The organism is Colwellia sp. SU-HH01172, assembly GCF_057553355.1.
This window is the reverse complement of record NZ_BAAJMB010000021.1, coordinates 1-557: the sequence shown is the minus strand read 5'-3', so window position 1 is coordinate 557 and position 557 is coordinate 1. Positions and strand designations below refer to the sequence as shown.

Sequence of the window (557 nt, the reverse complement as noted above, 5' to 3'; positions counted from 1 at the left end):
GTAAAGGAAGTATGAGTGTAATTTCAGGGAGTGAAGTAGTTGAAAACTACATTAGTCTTAATCTCGTTAAAGTCGCAACTGATAAAACTGGTTGGGATACTCTCTACTTAAATAAAACCTTAAATCAATACTGGGTGTGCACATATCCAAATGCAGAAATGCATGGTGGTGGGCAGCCGCAACTTCAGCAAGTTACTGAACTAGTTGCCAAAAAAGAGTTTGGTGTGTAATTTACACCTAACAAGCTGTTCAAGCGGGACAAATAACAGTTGGCTGGTTCCGCTTCGCTTCACATTTTAGCCAACTACAATTTGCCCCTTAACAGGGCGTTATTTGGCACCACGAAATCAAGATAAATTTTATTTGTAAAAGCGGTGTTTTAATATTGGTTTGGTGTGTGGTTCATGAGTTTTCGCCATTAGCTTTCGTGGTCAATTCAACGTTAGGTTTGTGGCTCAAAGTTCTAGGTTGGGTTAGTCGTGGCGCTGGGCATTCTTTGATTCTACGGTCGGGCTGCCTTAATCTGTAAAGTGCTTGTTATCGTTAGTACTTTTTCG

Annotated in this window: 1 protein-coding gene; it reads left to right on the top strand. The window is 40.6% G+C overall.

Going from position 1 to position 557, the window contains the following annotated elements:
- Window positions 1-230: Imm27 family immunity protein (locus tag AC27JP_RS20310; RefSeq protein ID WP_487117761.1), on the top strand; the 230-nt coding region annotated here is incomplete at its 5' end.
- Window positions 231-557 lie beyond the last annotated feature (327 nt).